Below are 16627 nucleotides of genomic sequence, written 5' to 3' on the forward strand. Positions count from 1 at the left end.
AGTTGCTATAAACTCTTGACTCTTGACTCTTGATTTTTGACTCTTGATTAAGCACTCAGCAAAGAAGCAGGAGTACCATTAGGGTGTAACAAAGCGCGTTTTGGCCCGTGAATGGGGTCTTCAACAATTATGGTTTGATCGCGGCTAGCGCCTAAAGAGACGATCGCAATCGGGACTTCCATTAATTCCGCCAGAAATTTTAGGTAGTCCAGTGCTTGCTGGGGCAAGTCTTCCAGGTTGCGGCATTCGGTTGTTGGCACTTGCCATCCTGGTAAGGTTTTATAAATGGGACGACACCGGGCAAATTGACGGGCGCTGGTGGGAAAATGATCACAGCGTTCGCCATCTATTTCGTAGGCGACACAGACTTGAATTTCTGCCAACTCGTCAAGGACATCTAATTTGGTGATAGCCATACAATCCATACCGTTGATTCTCACGGCATAACGACCGATAACAGCATCAAACCAACCACAGCGTCGTTTACGTCCCGTGGTTGTACCAAATTCAGCCCCGCGATCGCACAGTAATTCGCCCAACTCCCCATCCAGTTCGGTAGGAAATGGCCCTTCTCCCACTCGCGTTGTGTAAGCTTTGGACACACCAATTACCCGGTCTATCATTGTCGGGCCTAGACCTGTTCCTACGCAAGCCCCCCCGGCTACTGGATTCGAGGAGGTGACATAAGGATAGGTTCCATGATCTAGATCCAGGAGTGTACCTTGTGCGCCTTCAAATAAAATATTGCGCCGCCGTTGAATGGCATCATATATTTTTAACGATGTATCAACTACGTGAGGCCGCAAGCGTTCTGCATACCCTAGATACTCACTGATGACTTGTTCAGTATCTAGAGGAGGCAAATTATACAGCTTCTCTAAAATAACGTTCTTATAGTTAATCGTCCATTCCAGTTGCTCGCGTAGCGCTGTTGCATCCATCAAGTCTAATACCCTAATCCCTGTACGCTCAGATTTGTCGGCGTAAGTAGGGCCAATCCCTCGACCAGTGGTTCCAATTTTATGGCTGCCGCGTCGCTCTTCTGAGGCCTTGTCAATGAGCCGATGATATGGCATTGTGACATGGGCTGTTTCAGAAATGAGCAGATTTTTAGTAGAAATATTTAAACTTTCTAATTGGTCGAGTTCTTTTATTAAAACTTGTGGGTCAATGACTGTCCCACAACCGATCATACATTCTGTTTCTGGGTACAAAATACCAGAGGGAATTAAATGTAGTTTAAAAGTCTGATCCTTAACTACAATTGTGTGTCCAGCATTGACACCCCCTTGATAACGTACCACTACGTCTGCGGAGCGGCTGAGTAAGTCAGTTATTTTACCTTTTCCTTCATCGCCCCATTGAGCGCCTATGACAATGACGTTAGCCAAGTGTTTATTTTATTGAGGTAAAGTTTCCACAAAGAACCATTATCAACATAATATGTGTTGTTTGTCAATACATAAATTTTTAGCATTGGCCCTGCCAGTGATCAATCCCTCTGTGTCTTTGTGCCTCTGTGGTTAGATAAAGTACTTTTTTACCACAAAGGCACAGCGAAAAGTCGGAGCGGAGGTTTCCTCCGTAGACGCTTTGCGGCTTGCCGCAGGCATCTGAACTTTTCAAGACAGAGACACAAAGTTAAGAGTTGCAGAGGAGTTTCTCAAGTGCAATTTTTGCAAAAAAGTAGTTTAAATAACAGTTGCTTACTAGAGAAATTTGCTATTAAACTCTTTTTTAAGATAAAAAGTATTAAAAAGTATCTTTAATGCTGTTATTGTGTCTGTGGCGTAGTAAATAATTACAGATAACGAAAAATCGCTGTGATTAATAAACTACAGAAACCTCTGGGTTAATTTTAAGTTATAGAATTTTGAGTTTGACTTAATTGGAGTTATTAGCCTACGACATGAAGGGCGATCGCACCATGAAATTTTCTGTCATCCACAAGCTGAGAATATTATTTATTCTGGCACTAGCAGTCTTATTGACGAATGCTGGAGTTTGCTACAGCCATACCATGAAGTTATTTCACAATCAGCAATGGATGACATCTTCCCATACAGTGATTACTCAAATTGAAACTATACTAACAACGTTTCAAGATACTGAAATCAATCAGCAAAATTATTTGTTAACCAAAAATTTAGATGCACTAAAAGACTATAAAACTTCTAGCCAAAGCACTTTAGATAATATTCAACGGCTGCGTCAAATTACCATAAATCAAAATCTATCCCACAAATGGATTTTCTTACTAGAACAAAAGATTAGAGCAAGATTTGCACAATTAACGCAAGAATTTTCTCTTAGTCAAAATCCCAGTTTCACAGCACAACCGAGGCCAGAAATCCCACAGCTAATTAGCGAACGATTAACTAATGAGCGAAATTCCTTGCAAGAACTGATACAACAATCACAAATAAGTTACCAGAAAACACTCACTACATTTTCTCTAGCTGTTTTTGTGAATGTACTGTTGCTGTTTTTTCTTTATAAATTACTACAGCGTTATATTGTCAAACTTCAGCAGACAGAAACTACTCTTCGCCAAAATGAGCATCGTTTACGAGCAATTTTTGATGCAGAACTAGGGTGTATTCAACTAATTGCTAGGGATGGAACACTCTTAGAAATTAATGCTTCTGGATTAGCTATGATGGAAGTGGAAAGTACTGAGGCTGTTATTGGTAAGTCTATTAATTGGGTAATTGCCCCAGAGTATCAGCAGGCTTTTGCAGCTTTACATCAAAGTGTTTGTCAAGGTAATAAAGAAACTTTAGAGTACGAGATTGTAGGATTTAAAGGTACTCGTCGCTGGTGGGAAACTCATGCTGTGCCAATAGTTGATGAGTCTGATGGCACATTTTTACATTTAGCAGTGGCGCGGGATATCACTAAGCGCAAGCAAGCAGAACAGAAAATCCGTGAACAGAGAGTGCTATTAGATGTCGCCACTGATGCCATTTTAGTCAGAAATATTCACAATCAAATTTTGTTCTGGAATAAAGGTGCAGAACGTTTGTATGGCTGGAAGATGGAAGAGGCTTTAGGTAAAAATGTCGGGGAACTCCTGCATCACATCAATTCCCCCCAGCAACAAGAAGCACTACTAACTGTGATAGATAAAGGTGAGTGGCAAGGTGAATTACATCAACTAACTAAAGATGAGCAGAAAGTTATTGTAGAAAGTCGCTGGAAGCTAGTCAAAGACAAAGATGGCCAGCCAAAATCAATTTTGAGCGTGAATACAGAAATCACATCCAAAAAACAGCTAGAAGCACAACTATTGCGATCGCAGCGTCTAGAAAGTATTGGTACAATGGCAAGTGGCATTGCTCACGATCTTAACAATATCCTCGCGCCAATTTTAATGTCGGTGCAGCTCTTACAGATGAAGTTGCATGACCCGCAAATGCAAAAGGTACTGAATACTTTAGAGAATAACGTCAAACGCGGGGCAAATTTACTCAAGCAGGTATTATCGTTTGCACGGGGTATTGAAGGGAAAAAGACAATTGTCCAAATCAGACAATTACTGATAGAAGTTGAGCAAATTGTCCAGCAAACATTTCCTAAGTCAATTATCTGCCATACCAATATCCCAGAAAATCTTTGGCACGTGTCGGGAGATACAACTCAGCTACATCAGGTGTTGATGAATCTTGTACTCAACGCCCGTGATGCCATGCCTCATGGTGGTACATTGAACATCAGCGCCGAAAATGTGGTGCTGGCTCCTGAAGGTGGTGCTTATATTGTCATATATGTAGAGGATACTGGTTTAGGCATTCCATCCAAAATTCAACAACAGATTTTTGAACCATTTTTTTCGACAAAAGACATCGGCAAAGGTACAGGTTTAGGACTATCTACGGCTTTAAGTATTATTAATAACCACGGTGGTTTTATCAACGTCAAGAGTGAGGAAAGTCAAGGTACGCAATTTCAGGTGTATTTACCTGCTTTGCTATCTAACACTCAGTTAGTTAATTCTGAGGAGACAGAATTACTTACGGGTAACGGTGAAGAAATTTTAGTAGTAGATGATGAAGCTATTATCCGGGAAATTACTAAGTCATCTCTAGAAGCATATAATTATCGAGTACTCACAGCTAGCGATGGTGAAGAAGCAATATCTATTTATACACAATATCAACAAAAAATTAGTGTTGTCTTGTTAGATATGATGATGCCGACAATGGATGGAGCGATCGCTATTCGTCAACTCAAAAATATCAATCCCGATGTCAAAATTATTGCCATTAGTGGATTGTTATCCGAACCTGATGCCGGGGTAATTTTGAGTATGGGTGTCAAAGCATTTTTGTCTAAACCCTGCACTGCCAAAGAGTTAGCTCAAACAATTAATGCGGTAAATGTTAGTGGCTAGTGGGCAGTTGTGTGTTGTCATTTGTTTGTATAAATAAAGATTGACCACTGACTACCAATAAAATAAACACACTTTCACTACTAACTACAGATCAATCACTATTAACAAAATAAACAAAGAATTCTTAGAAAATACATGATTTTACTTTGGTGTTTTTGTTAATATTAATGAAATTTTTATAAAAAAGTAGCACTATGGCTTTATATGCAGAATTGCATAGACACTTGGGTGGTTCCGTTGTTCCCCGTGTCTTGTGGCGCTATTTCGAGCGTCATTCATCAGAGTTAATTTCTCGGTTTGCGGAGTATGCAGAATTTGAAGATTTTTACACCCGTCCCCGCAATACCTTAGATGAGTACCTAGAACTACACACTTTAGTGGAAAGTGTGCAGACAGTAGATACCCTACCTTACTTTATTTATCGTTTGGTCAGGGGTGCGTATATTTTTGAAAACTTGGCTTATCTGGAACTGCGCTACACCCCTTACTTACGTACACCAGCACATCTGAGTCAGTCCGAGAGAATTGACAAGATGGCAGAAATCGTCGGGGTGGTAGGACAAGCCAGCAGCCTCAGAGAATATCCCATTGTGACTAGTCAAATCTTGTGTATGCACACACGCCTACCCTATGAGGTAAATAAGGCGATCGTTGATTTAGCCGCGCAAAACAAACATTTTGTCTGTGGAATAGATGTAGCTGGGGGTGATAGTCATTATGCCGATCGCCTGCCAGAATGGATTAGTTTATATGAATATGCGCGATCGCTGGGAATTAACACCACCGGACATTTTTACGAAACCACAGCTGGCTGTTACCCAGAAATGCTCCCATACCTGATGCGGATTGGTCATGGTATCCAAATTCCCCTACTATATCCAGAATTACTGGCAGATGTAGCTAAACGTGGTCAGTGTTTGGAAGTCTGTCCGACAACCTATATCAAAACTGGCACTTTACAAGATATCCGTCAACTCAAGTTAGTTTTTGACCGTTGTTTTGATGCTGGAGTAGATATCGCCATTTGTACCGATAACGCCGGGTTGCATAATGTCCGTCTACCTTTCGAGTATGAAAATCTCCTGACTTACGACATTATCAACTTTGAACAGTTGCAAGCCTGTCAGGATGCAGCCTTCCGCCATGCTTTTGCTTGGCCTTATGGTCAACGTCCTGCATCTTTGTTGAACGGATTGCTAAAGCCAGAAACTACCAGGGCTTTAGCAAGTAACTAAATTAACGTGAATTCCACAGACCTCATACCAATTCACAAAAATCCTGATATGTGTAGCTTACTCGTGGGTATTGTCCCCCACCATGAAAATGGACTATAATATCCAGTCCTCTTGAGAGGACTTTAGCTATGAGACAGGGATTGTAAATCCCTGTCAGACTGACAGACGGGCGGTTTCACATTTGGCGCAATTCATCTCATCATCTCCCTCTGGGTGAGCGATAGGCTTCTACTGCTTAAGCTAAACTCGTCCTCGGAGAAACTGAGCCATTTCATTAGGAGTTGGTGACATTTCCAACGCAGTTTCTTCCGTAATCCGACCTTCTTGATAAAGATTGAGCAACGACTGATTCATCGTAATCATGCCATCAAAGCTCGCTTGCTTCATCAATTCGGTAATTTCATCGTACTTACCGTCTTTAATCCACTCTTTGATTGCTTCCGTATTAATCAGGATATCGTGGAAAGCCGCCCGCTTACCATCAGTAGTCCGGCACAAGCCTTGAGCGATTACTGCCACTAACGACTCAGCCAAAGCTACCCGCATCGCATCTTGTTCCTCACCTGAGTACAAATTGAGAATCCGTTCAATAGTCTTCACCGCACTATTAGTATGCAGAGTTCCCATAACTAAGTGACCAGTTTGTGCCGCCTTCAGGGCAGTGTTTACCGTCTCCTTATCCCGCATTTCCCCCACCAGAATCAAGTCTGGATCTTCCCGCAAAGCCGCTTTCAGCGCATTATCAAATTTACGGGTGTGCATTCCCACTTCCCGTTGCTTAATCAGAGACTTGCGACTTTGGTGAACAAATTCCACTGGATCTTCAATAGTGATGATGTGTTTAGGCATCTCTCGATTAATATAATCAATCATTGCCGCCATCGTCGTCGATTTACCAGAACCAGTAGGGCCAGTCACCAAAATTAAACCCTTATGGTAGTGACAAATATCTCGAAATATTGGTGGTAATCGCAACTGATCAATCGACAATATTTTCAGAGGAATCAACCGCAACACCATCGAATAACCCTTGAGAGAGTCAAAAATATTAATCCGGACACGTGCAAATTCGTACTGAGTCGCCCCATCGAATTCTAAGTGTTCCTGGAAGCGCTGGATTTCCGCCTCCGTCATAATTTCCCGCATCCAACTCATAAAAATTGCTTTGTCCGTTTCGGGATAGTCGGTGGGATTAATTTCACCTCGGTTACGGAAGCGGGGTATTTCACCTACACCCAAGTGAATATCCGAATATCCATTATCAAAAGCTTCTTTAATAATCTGTGCCAAAGTCAAATTGGGACTGCTGGTAGATGCCGTTATTGGTGGCGGAGTTCCAGGACGATGAGCTGGCGGAGGCGGTGGTACTGGTTGATTCGGACTTCTATTGACTGACATATCCAACGTTTGTGTCTGTTGGCGTTGGGTTACTAACGTTGGTGGGGGTGGCGGTGGTACTGGTGGTACATTCCGAGCAACAACAGGATTAGAACTAGATGGATGGGAGGATTCTGTCATATATCTTTATGATTAAGCTGTTATCAGAGTGAAAAAACAATAGAACTGATTTAGTGGTTCAGAAAACGCCAAGAGACGGAATTACAAGTGTTTACCTAAATGAAACGGCAAAGTAACATTTCGTTACAATTAGACCGAGTTTGTCGTATCTTTTTTTACTCTTAAAAAATTCCAAAAAACTCATCCTCATATAAACTGGTTTAACTCAACGCTTCAGAATTAACATCAGTAAATATATAGTCAATTAACAGTATTTTTTTATGCAATAAACTCTTTATAAGAAGTTTCTATTCATTTAAATGAGAGGATTTCTACTGACTCACCCTCAACTGGCTAGCAACTAACAGCAAAATCATCTCTAGATATTTTGTTGAGCTTAGTTAGAGAATTATGAGAGACTCAGGCATTTCAGATAAGAAATGTTAAGCAGAGGCTAAACAAAAGGCTTGCCATGAACTTTTAGTAGAAGGGCTTTTGTCTTCTACTCCTCTAGACAGATAACAAAAGCTAGATTCAGGTGGAAACGTAAATTCAACTTTACATTCATCATTGAAAAAAATTAATTGTAAAGTTTAATAAATAAATGCTCATTTTCACAGATGAGTTTTATATACTGAAACTTCATTAAAGTATTCAGTTTGTAAGCAAAAAGCGAAACATTACTGAATTAGTAAATTGCTGTGTATTTTAGGAGGAAAAGTCATGGTTTCGGCTCAAAGCTCTAATCTCGGAAAGACCTACTCCTGGTTGGTTATCAAAAGCTTTTTAATATGGACTTTTACGTTGGCAGTGTGCTTGTTAGTTGTCGGTTTTCCACTAGTTGTATTGATGGCTACGGTTGGATGTCTATTGTCGATTGTGTTGCAATCTGTCATGCCTGTTAGTGCAGTTTTGCTAGTAGCAGGTGGCTTAATTATGTTCAATGTCATGGCCGTTTTAATCGGTGCTGGTGTGTTAACTGCTAAAGGTGTACACCCTACAGATATGCAATGGTTAAGCTGGTTGCACGGTGAAGAAGACCAAATGCAAAAAACCGTCTATGCCTCTTGTCCTCTAACTTGCGACATCAAGCTATAGTTACTAACCGCAAAATTCGACAACAGTACATCTGCCCGGTCAAGCCGGGTTTTTTCATGGCTAAATGAGAGGGGTAATGGGTAATGGGTAAGAGTTTTACCAATGACTAATGACTAATGACCATTGACTAATGACTAATGACCAATGACTATTGACTATTGACTAATGACCAATGACCAATACCTTCAATAAACTTGCACCATTTATTCAAGAATATATTTATCATCATCAATGGACTGAATTAAGACCAGTGCAAACAGCAGCTTGTCAAGTGATATTTGACAGCGATGCTCATTTATTAATTGCTGCCGCCACGGCTGCGGGGAAAACAGAAGCAGCATTTTTACCTGTTTTGACACTATTGCACCAAAACCCAACTACTAGTATTGGTGCGTTATATATCAGCCCCATCAAAGCCTTAATTAATGACCAATTTGCACGCCTTAACGACATACTCAAATCAGCCAATATTCCTGTTTACCATTGGCATGGTGATGTTGCTCAAAGTCGGAAAAAGAAACTTTTACAAAATCCTCAAGGCATTCTGCAAATTACACCAGAATCCTTAGAAAGTTTATTGGTGAATAGACATAAAGAAATATTGCGTTTATTTGGAGATTTAAAATTTGTCATCATTGATGAGATTCACGCCTTTATGGGTTCGGAACGCGGTTGTCAAATTATTTGTCAATTGCAGCGTTTAGCAAACTTGACACAAACACAACCCCGCCGCATTGGTTTATCAGCAACTTTAGGTGATTACTCAATGGCGGAAGATTGGCTGCGTTCAGGAACAGATAAACAAGTAGTGACACCTCAAGTCGAAGCTGGAAAACGCCAAATTAAATTAGCTGTAGAACACTTTTATATTGCTGATGATGTTGATGAGTCAGAGATAACAGCTTACGAACAATATATTTTTAATTTGAGCGTATCTCGTAAATGTTTAATCTTTGCTAATAATCGCACACAAACTGAATCAATAATTGCCTCTTTGCGAAAAATTGCCACTCAAAAAGCCTTACCAGATATCTATCACGTCCATCATGGCAGTATATCAGCTAGTTTGCGACAAGCGGCTGAAAATGCTATGCGAGAACCAAATACTCCGGCAGTGACTGCGGCAACACTGACACTAGAATTAGGTATTGATATTGGGCATTTAGAGCGAGTCATTCAGTTAGAATCACCTTTATCTGTAGCGAGTTTTTTACAACGTTTGGGACGGGCAGGAAGAAGAGGTGAAGCTGCGGATATGCGCTTTGTTTGTGCTGAAGATGAACTTGCAACTGAAGCATCGTTACCAGAACAAATTCCTTGGCAGCTTCTACAATGTATAGCTATTATTCAACTTTATTTAGAAGAACGTTGGATTGAACCCATTCAGCCAATTAAATATCCGTTTAGCTTGCTATATCACCAGACAATGAGTATTTTAGTAGCAAATGCAGAGATTTCTCCTGCTGCTCTAGCTAGACAGGTTTTAAGTTTACCTCCATTTGCGGCTATTACTCAAGCAGATTTTAAGTTATTACTGCGTTATTTAATTGATATTGGTCATATTCAACATACTGAACAAAATAAATTAATTTTAGGTTTGGCGGGAGAACGAATCGTTGGTAAGTTTCAGTTTTATGCTGTCTTTGCTGATCATCAAGAATATAGTGTGAAGCAAGGTACAAAAGAAATTGGCAGTGTGATTACCTTACCTACTGTGGGTAATCAATTTGCTTTGGCGGGTATAACTTGGGAAGTGGTGGAAGTTGACTTTAAAAAAAGAGTTATTTTTGTCAAACAGGTAGAAGGTAAAGCCACTAGTTATTGGCGTGGTGGTAGTGGTCAGATTCACACTAAAGTTTTGCAAAGAATGCGCCGGGTTTTATGGGAAGACGTGGAGTATAGTTACTTGCAAAAAAATGCTCAACGACGTTTAAAACTTGTTCGTGAACTTGCACAGCAAGCAGGATTACATGAGCAAAATATTGTGCAATTAGAGCAGGGTAGATGTTGTATTTTCCCTTGGATGGGGACGATCGCCTATCGTACCCTAGAAAGGTTACTCAATACCTTTTGTCGTGAATCGTTGGCAATTAGTAGTATTGGTGGTGTCAATCCTTATTATTTTCATATTAAGTTAGGTAAAGATAAATTTACTTATCTTCAGAAAGAAATTGTTTCTTTATGTGAGCAGAGAATTATGCCGGAAGATTTAGTCAGTTCTGCGGAAGCACCCCAAATGCAGAAGTATGACGAATTTATTCCCCACTCGCTTTTAAGAAGGGCGTTTGCTTATGATTACTTGGATATGGATGAACTGAGGCAGATAGTCAGCCAGTGGTAGTTATTACAGATTCTTTTGTGTCTTTGTGTCTCTGTGGTGAGAAAATTTATTTAACCACAAAAGCACAGAGACACAAAGTTTAAGTCAATAGATTAGGGACAAAATAGAGTGTCACGGGTATCTCGTCCTGTAGTCGGATTTGTACCTTGGGCAACTTTACACAATTTTTTCTGCTCATCTGGACGTAACAGGACATCGGTAAAATCTGCACCGTCAATAATTGCACCATCAAACTTAGCATTGGCTGCAAAAGCACCTTCCAAGATGGCATTTGTTAAATTGCTTTTGATGAGACGAGCAGAGTCTAAAGTGGAGTTTGTCAAATTTGCACCTTCTAGATTTGCTGATTCTAAGTTGGCAGCAAAGAAACTCACACCCTGTAAATTAGATTTACTAAAGTTACTCTGGCGGAGGTTGGCTTTAGTAAAGCTAGAGTCTGTTAAATCACGTCCTGAAAAATCAGCTTCTACTAAAATTTCTTTGTTGTACTCAAGTGCTAAAGCTGGGGGAGTAAAACCGGCAATTGTCGTGATGCCCAATACTACCCAAAGCAATAGACTGAGTAAATTAACCCAAATTCGCTGAGATTTTTGATGCTCTAACCCAAACAGAGTTTTGATAGGTTTGAGCAGAGAACCGAACAAGCGATCGCTTAATTTAGAATTCATGCTATTTTTAGCCAATGGCGAACCCTCCTCCATCACATTATCCCGATATTGGTGATTTAGGTGAAGACCTCGTAGCCCAATGGTTACAATCTACAGGCTGGATAATTTTACACCGTCGTTTTGGTTGCCGTTGGGGAGAAATCGATATCATCGCCCAATCTAGTGAACCTATACTGGCATTTGTGGAGGTAAAAACCCGTAGCCCTGGTAGTTGGGATGACGGCGGGAGAAACGCAATTACTCAAATCAAACAAGCCAAAATTGGCAAAACAGCAGGAATATTTTTAGCTAAATACCCAAAAAAAGCTGAGTACCCTTGCCGTTTTGATGTGGCTATTGTCTCTTGTCAGATAATTTCTCAACAGTCGCAAAAGCTTTCAGCTATCCAGAAGCCTATGGCTAGCTCCTCAGTTGCCGGATACCAATTACATTTACAAGAATATATCCCGGCAGCTTTTGACTGGGCTATGGAGTAAAGCTGATTGGTAACTGGCTATGAATGGGATGTCCCTATCTTCAATTACCAATTACCAATTCCAGTATTCAGTATCATGGATTTTACGCCAGTGTTTCGGGACAGTAACCCAGTCCTCGAACAAACTGTTGACGGAAAGCTTCTATTTCTTCCCTTTCTGGGCTACCATGTGAAACGATCGCCACTTGATAGCGACGCATCACATCCACAGGACATTGTCCTGCTTCTAGACTCCACAATGCCATTTGCACCCGCATCGGTGGCTCATAGCTAATACCTAATTCATTGAGAAAAGCTCGAAAGTCACCATCTGTTTGTGGTGAGACATGACTTCTGAGTTTGATCCTAACCACCCAACCATCAATTTGATGAATCACGGTGACAAACGAAACGGGTATGTGGGGACTAGCGTGCAAATATTGCACAACTCTCAAAGTGAGACTGGCATTTGCCAGGTAGTACAAGTATTCCATGATGGTGCTAGGGATCAAAGCCAATCTTACATTTCTATCTTCCTCAATAGATTGTGATCCCGGTAGGGTAAAAGCCCCCGTTTTTGGATGGGGAAGTTTACCCATTTTTTATCTATTTGTTTACGTGTTACCTAATAGTGTCAATCTTATAATCTGGATGAAAAATTTGGTGCTTTTGCCAAAAAAACTCAAACAAACTTATTCTCAGCATTGGAAATTTCAATGGAGCAACAGATATCATCATTAGAACTCAACCAAACCTCTAGTCAGGCAGCAACCGATACAAATTTAGATTGTTCATTAGCTGGGTATGATTACCAATTACCTCCAGAACTGATTGCTCAAAATCCCGTAGTTCCCAGAGATAGTTCTCGCTTGTTGGTAGTTAATTCTCAAAATACTGGGAATGAAACACCGCCCCTACATCACATTTTTCATGATTTACCTGATATTCTCCGTCCTGGGGACTTGTTAATTATGAATAATACAAAAGTCATCCCGGCACGCCTTTATGGACGTAAATCATCTGGTGCAGAAGTCGAAATTTTATTATTAGAAGAGCGCAAGTTTAACTGTTGGTTAGCTTTAGTAAAGCCGGGGAAACGGTTTAAAAAAGGTACAAAGATTATTTTTTCAGGTGGGAAATTGGGAATTAGGAATTGGGGATTGGGGATTGAAGAGGAAGAAAATAACCGATTACCCATTACCCATTACCCATTACCCAGTACCCACCTAACCGCCACCGTCTTAGAAACAGACGCAGCCACAGGAGGGCGTTTGCTGGAGTTTGATTTACCAGAGGGGCAGTCTTTAGTACAACTTTTAGATAAATTTGGGGAAATACCCTTACCACCATACATCACTGCATCCCAAGCGGCGGACGAACAGTATCAAACTGTGTACGCTGAACAACCAGGAGCGATCGCCGCACCCACGGCTGGGTTACACTTTACTCCAGAGTTGCTAGATAAATTGCGCGATCGCGACATTAATCAAGCTCATGTTACACTTCACGTGGGTGTGGGAACCTTTCGCCCGGTGGAAGTGGAAAATGTCACCAGTCACCAAATGCACGAGGAATGGATTGAAGTTCCCTCTGCCACAGTAGAACAAATCCGCGCTACCAAAGCAGCTGGGGGCAGAATTATCGCCGTGGGAACCACAGTAGTCCGCGCCTTGGAAGGAGCAGCCCAATCGGGAGAATTACAAGCTTTTTGTGGGAAAACTAACCTATTTATCTATCCTGGCTACCAATGGCGAGTTGTAGAGGGGTTAATTACCAATTTTCACCTACCACGTTCCAGTTTACTGATGTTAGTCAGTGCATTGATTGGTAGAAAACAACTGTTAGATATATACCAAGAAGCAATCGCTGCTCAATATCGTTTCTATTCTTTTGGTGATGCTATGTTGATTTTGCCCAAGGAGTAGTGAGTGCTGAGTGAGGGAGTGCTGAGTGCTGAGTGCTGAGTGAGGGAGTGAGGGAGTGAGGGAGTGAAAGGTGCAGGGGTGCAGAAGTGTGAACAGTGAACGTTTATTAACTGGTAACTGATAACTGTTAACTGGTAACTGATTTGGTAGGGGAAGCACGGGAGAAGAAGAAATGCTAATGACCAATGACTATTGACTATTGACTATTGACTATTGACCATTGACCATTGACCATTGACCAACAAGTCCTCGGTATAAACTTTTTAATTGTGAATTTTGAATTCTGTATTGGGTACTCTGACTTATAGGGGTCTAACAATTAATATAGATATTTCACCATGTATAAACAACATCAAATTAAACAGTGGTTTTACGGTTTGTCGTCAATCACATCCCGGCAAGTTCTGGATTGGCAAAAGCCGTATTTGCGGCTTGTATGTGCAGCCTCTGCGTTTTTGGTGTTGGCTGCACCGACAAATGTGCATTCACCAGATGCAAAAGTACTAGTGCAAAGTCCCATTTCTCAGGATTTGACAACAGCTAGCTTTTATCAACAGGGAGTCACACGCTATAATCGTGGTGATTGGGAAGGTGCAGAATATGCTTTTCGCCAAGCACTACAGCGTGAACCTAGATTGGCGATGGCGAGAAATTATCTGGGTAATGTCTTCTTGATGCAAAACCGCTTAGATTTGGCAGTGCAAGAATACAACCAAGCAATAAAACTTAATCCTAATATTGGTGATGCTTATTACAACTTAGGGTTAGCACTGCACAAACAAGAACAAACAGAAGCGGCAATCACAGCTTATCGTCAAGCCTTGGTTTTAGATCCGACAAGGGTGGCTGCTAACTATAACTTAGGTTTAGCATTATACCAACAAGGACAGATTCCCGAAGCGATCGCTGCTTATCAACAAGCAATCAATTATGACTCTGGCAATACCAACGCCTATTATAATCTAGCGATCGCCCTGCAAGAATCAGGAAAACTAGAAGAAGCGATCGCTGCTTATCAGCAAGTATTAAAATTAGACCCAAAAAATACTACAGCTTACAGTAACTTGGGTAGCCTCATGGCAATACAAGGACAAACTTCTGAGGCTATTGCTGTTTATATCCAAGCTGTCCGTCAAAATCCCAAAAATGCTACAGCCTACTATAACTTAGGAGTAACCTTATATAACCAAGGTGACTGGAAAAAAGCGAGTGCAGCATTCAAACGCGCCCATGAAGAATACAAAGCACAAGGAAATCTCGAACCCATTGCCAAGATTGAGCAATTAATGCAGCAGTCTGATCAAAAAATTGCTGAACAAAAACTTCAACAAAGGCAAGCATCCACTCCCAAGCCTACACCAAACCCTACGAATAACCCACAAGCCAGCACTACTACAGAAGGTGTGCCTATCTCAGCCGAAAAACCATTATTTCAACCAGTATTTCCTGGCTCAACACCAGATAAAGTTGAAGGTAACGGAAAAAGCTAAAAATTGATTAGCCCTTTTGGCTTTTCTCTCTGTGCCTCTGTGGCTTTGTGGTTAAATAAATTATTTTTCACCACAGAGACACGTTCGCAAAGCGTCTCGCAGAGAAGACACAGAGGAATTCATTTCTGTTTCCGAATTGTCCCTTGCCAACTAATAGTTTGTTGAGCAGAACGTCCTTCTAGAGAACGTGTAGCTACAATTTCTATCTCAACATTGACACCGGGTTTAAGAGCTTCTGAAGGAATTTTTAGCTTACCTAATGCTAGGATAAAACGGTTATAGTCACGGGTGATAAATTCGCCAGGGATATCTCCTTCAAATACAGTTTTATAATCAGAGAAACCACTAAAGTTATCTCTTGCACGCAACTTAGCTCGAAATTGAGTTTGAATAGCATCAGATTTCGCTGCTAAATCGACTATTTTTAAGTTCAGATTTTCTCCAGCATCAGCAAATTCTGACACTGCTAATCGTGTAACATCTTTTTTAGCGATCGCGTAATTCACAGTGAAAGTTGTCAAGTTACCTTCACTACTGCTACTACCACCCACCCATAAATCATCAGCAAAAGTCACATCTACTTGCTGATTATCATTTAAACTCACTGTGACAGGTTGATTAGTAAAACTGGTAATAGGTTGCTTTTCCTGCCAGACTATTTGCCAAGTTTTCTCTAGTCGTGCGGCAAATTCTCGATACTCGTCAGCAACAATAGAACCAGGAGCAACTAAAGAAACTGCACCTTGACGAATATGCCATTTGTTTTTTGAGAGATTTAACTTTTTACCTGCAATTTCAGCCAAATTTATCGTCACATTTGGAGTCTCTGGTGCTAAAGGTTCCTTCCCGTTAACAATACTCAAAACACCTAAACGTCCTTCTTTACCATTCCCGCCATCACTCCCGTCACGCCCATCTTCGCCGTCATAACATCTGTAGCGTTTTTTTGTACACTTATAATCAGAGTTTCCGGGAGTTCCCTTACAAGTTTCTATCTCCCAGTTGCGCCGCCGACAATTACAACCGACTGCGCCACTACCACCCCTTCCTCCTCGGCCAAAGTCTCCTGGGGTTGCACGGACAAAAATTTTCCGCAAGTCAGCCAAATTTGTATAGTAAACAGTCAAGGAACCACCATTGCCACCATTGCCACCTCTACCACCATTTCCGCCTGCACCACCATTAGGTGCGTGAATGTCGTAGTTTGGATTACGAGGTTGATTGCCACAATAAGGTCTTTCACCGCGATCGCCATCTTCACCATCTTCGCCATTTTCACCCGATAAATCAAGATTGACTGGTGAATCTTTGACAACAATTGTTTGGTTTTCGCCGTCACGGCCGTTTCTACCACTTCTTCCACTAATACCATTGCTACCTGATGTACCATATCTCTCACTAGCAACTGCGGAACATATAACTGAACCAGAAGCAGGTAAAAGGCTAGTGAATAGGCAAAAAGTTAACAGTAGTGGTAATTTACTCCTCAAGCTTTGGTGCATTTTTTTAATTAGTAATTAGTAATT

12 protein-coding genes are annotated in these 16627 nt (G+C 41.0%); 7 read left to right on the plus strand and 5 right to left on the minus strand.

Annotated features, from left to right (window positions below; all coding sequences use genetic code 11):
* Positions 1-47 precede the first annotated feature (47 nt).
* Positions 48-1391, minus strand: a complete 1344-nt coding sequence (locus tag FD725_RS07610; RefSeq protein ID WP_179047561.1) for an adenylosuccinate synthase — start codon at positions 1389-1391, stop codon at positions 48-50.
* 536 nt (positions 1392-1927) lie between these two features.
* On the opposite strand from FD725_RS07610, the gene FD725_RS07615 reads away from it, so the two are divergent.
* Both FD725_RS07615 and FD725_RS07620 read left to right on the plus strand, forming a co-directional pair.
* Positions 1928-4393, plus strand: a complete 2466-nt coding sequence (locus FD725_RS07615) for a PAS domain S-box protein (RefSeq protein WP_179051468.1) — start codon at positions 1928-1930, stop codon at positions 4391-4393.
* Positions 4394-4587: 194 nt separating this feature from the next.
* On the plus strand, positions 4588-5628 hold the full coding sequence (locus tag FD725_RS07620; RefSeq protein WP_179047562.1) for an adenosine deaminase: 1041 nt from the start codon (positions 4588-4590) through the stop codon (positions 5626-5628).
* A 240-nt stretch (positions 5629-5868) separates the two neighbouring features.
* Here FD725_RS07620 and FD725_RS07625 read toward each other — a convergent pair whose 3' ends face one another.
* Complete coding sequence (locus tag FD725_RS07625) at positions 5869-7146, minus strand: type IV pilus twitching motility protein PilT (protein ID WP_179047563.1); 1278 nt, start codon at positions 7144-7146, stop codon at positions 5869-5871.
* Positions 7147-7848: 702 nt separating this feature from the next.
* Here FD725_RS07625 and FD725_RS07630 point away from each other — a divergent pair.
* Positions 7849-8223: a hypothetical protein gene (locus tag FD725_RS07630; protein WP_179047564.1), complete on the plus strand. Its 375-nt coding sequence runs from the start codon at positions 7849-7851 to the stop codon at positions 8221-8223.
* 172 nt (positions 8224-8395) lie between these two features.
* The gene (locus tag FD725_RS07635) at positions 8396-10564 is read left to right on the plus strand and encodes a DEAD/DEAH box helicase (protein WP_179047565.1); all 2169 of its coding nucleotides are present in this window, start codon (positions 8396-8398) and stop codon (positions 10562-10564) included.
* 92 nt (positions 10565-10656) lie between these two features.
* Here the strand turns inward: FD725_RS07635 and FD725_RS07640 are convergent, their stop codons facing one another.
* Complete coding sequence (locus tag FD725_RS07640) at positions 10657-11232, minus strand: pentapeptide repeat-containing protein (RefSeq protein ID WP_179047566.1); 576 nt, start codon at positions 11230-11232, stop codon at positions 10657-10659.
* 14 nt (positions 11233-11246) lie between these two features.
* Here FD725_RS07640 and FD725_RS07645 point away from each other — a divergent pair, with 14 nt between their 5' ends.
* Complete coding sequence (locus FD725_RS07645) at positions 11247-11708, plus strand: YraN family protein (RefSeq protein WP_179047567.1); 462 nt, start codon at positions 11247-11249, stop codon at positions 11706-11708.
* An 82-nt stretch (positions 11709-11790) separates the two neighbouring features.
* Here the strand turns inward: FD725_RS07645 and FD725_RS07650 are convergent, their stop codons facing one another.
* Complete coding sequence (locus tag FD725_RS07650; protein ID WP_179051469.1) at positions 11791-12180, minus strand: hypothetical protein; 390 nt, start codon at positions 12178-12180, stop codon at positions 11791-11793.
* Between the two features lie 222 nt (positions 12181-12402).
* Between FD725_RS07650 and queA the strand changes: the two genes are divergently transcribed.
* Positions 12403-13611 (plus strand): tRNA preQ1(34) S-adenosylmethionine ribosyltransferase-isomerase QueA, encoded by a 1209-nt coding sequence (gene queA, locus FD725_RS07655; protein WP_179047568.1) that lies wholly within the window; start codon positions 12403-12405, stop codon positions 13609-13611.
* 338 nt (positions 13612-13949) lie between these two features.
* The gene (locus FD725_RS07660) at positions 13950-15101 is read left to right on the plus strand and encodes a lipopolysaccharide assembly protein LapB (protein ID WP_179047569.1); all 1152 of its coding nucleotides are present in this window, start codon (positions 13950-13952) and stop codon (positions 15099-15101) included.
* A 119-nt stretch (positions 15102-15220) separates the two neighbouring features.
* Here the strand turns inward: FD725_RS07660 and FD725_RS07665 are convergent, their stop codons facing one another.
* Positions 15221-16603, minus strand: a complete 1383-nt coding sequence (locus FD725_RS07665) for a collagen-like protein (protein WP_179047570.1) — start codon at positions 16601-16603, stop codon at positions 15221-15223.
* Between the last annotated feature and the right edge of the window lie 24 nt (positions 16604-16627).

The organism is Nostoc sp. TCL26-01 (assembly GCF_013393945.1).
Taxonomy (GTDB): Bacteria; Cyanobacteriota; Cyanobacteriia; order Cyanobacteriales; family Nostocaceae; genus Trichormus.

Coding starts and splice junctions, on each gene's coding strand:
- FD725_RS07615 (WP_179051468.1), top strand. CDS start 1,928: ATGAAATTTTCTGTCATCCACAAGCTGAGAATATTATTTATTCTGGCA.
- FD725_RS07620 (WP_179047562.1), top strand. CDS start 4,588: ATGGCTTTATATGCAGAATTGCATAGACACTTGGGTGGTTCCGTTGTT.
- FD725_RS07625 (WP_179047563.1), bottom strand. CDS start 7,146: ATGACAGAATCCTCCCATCCATCTAGTTCTAATCCTGTTGTTGCTCGG.
- FD725_RS07630 (WP_179047564.1), top strand. CDS start 7,849: ATGGTTTCGGCTCAAAGCTCTAATCTCGGAAAGACCTACTCCTGGTTG.
- FD725_RS07635 (WP_179047565.1), top strand. CDS start 8,396: ATGACCAATACCTTCAATAAACTTGCACCATTTATTCAAGAATATATT.
- FD725_RS07640 (WP_179047566.1), bottom strand. CDS start 11,232: ATGAATTCTAAATTAAGCGATCGCTTGTTCGGTTCTCTGCTCAAACCT.
- FD725_RS07645 (WP_179047567.1), top strand. CDS start 11,247: ATGGCGAACCCTCCTCCATCACATTATCCCGATATTGGTGATTTAGGT.
- FD725_RS07650 (WP_179051469.1), bottom strand. CDS start 12,180: ATGGAATACTTGTACTACCTGGCAAATGCCAGTCTCACTTTGAGAGTT.
- queA (WP_179047568.1), top strand. CDS start 12,403: ATGGAGCAACAGATATCATCATTAGAACTCAACCAAACCTCTAGTCAG.
- FD725_RS07660 (WP_179047569.1), top strand. CDS start 13,950: ATGTATAAACAACATCAAATTAAACAGTGGTTTTACGGTTTGTCGTCA.
- FD725_RS07665 (WP_179047570.1), bottom strand. CDS start 16,603: ATGCACCAAAGCTTGAGGAGTAAATTACCACTACTGTTAACTTTTTGC.